This is a genomic window from Laceyella putida (genome assembly GCF_042665195.1).
In the GTDB taxonomy this organism is placed as follows: Bacteria; Bacillota; Bacilli; order Thermoactinomycetales; family Thermoactinomycetaceae; genus Laceyella; species Laceyella putida.
In genome coordinates this window covers 1-596 of the sequence record NZ_JBHTBW010000088.1, presented here as the reverse complement: position 1 = coordinate 596, position 596 = coordinate 1, and the positions used below count along the sequence as shown (strand labels likewise).

Genomic DNA, 596 nt, shown 5'->3' with positions numbered 1-596 from the left:
CCTTGCTTTTGTTGTTATGAACATTCTAACAGGAAATCATGATGGATTCACCAGACACGCCCTAATATCATTGGACTGCCCCCGAAAACTGTACCAAAAATAAAGTTAGAATAGCCGATACTGCTTCACCGCTACTGGGCCTAAAACCAGCAACTAGACGAAAAGAGTGACACCGCTCCAAAAGAAAAAGTGAACCCATTTGGGTTTGGGTTTTCTTTCCTGATCTTGACCCATATCGGATACCTCCTCCATCCTATCATACTGAATATTCATCCCATTGAGGAGGTACCCGAAAAGAGGTTCTTGGTCTACCCAAAAACCTTTGATACCGCTTCCTCTAACTCCCTCTCTGTTGGCTTCGCATATCTCCTCGTCACATTGATATCGGCATGGCCCATTAATTCGGCGACCGTGGCAATGTCCACCCCATTAGCAACCAGCTCCCTGCCATAGGTATGACGTAGCATGTGAGGATGGATATTGAATTTCTTGGCTAACATGTCTTGGACACTTCTCTCGCTGATCCGTTTCTGATAGTTGGAGATGAACAGGGGCGGTAGATCCAATGTTCCTTTCTCCGCTCTTTCCTCCAGATA

General features: G+C 45.8%; 1 protein-coding gene. It reads right to left on the bottom strand.

The annotated features are described in order from the left end of the window. Positions 1-308: 308 nt before the first annotated feature. Positions 309-596 (bottom strand): tyrosine-type recombinase/integrase (locus ACFQNG_RS20905; protein ID WP_379867857.1); only part of this gene is annotated, 288 nt, incomplete at its 5' end.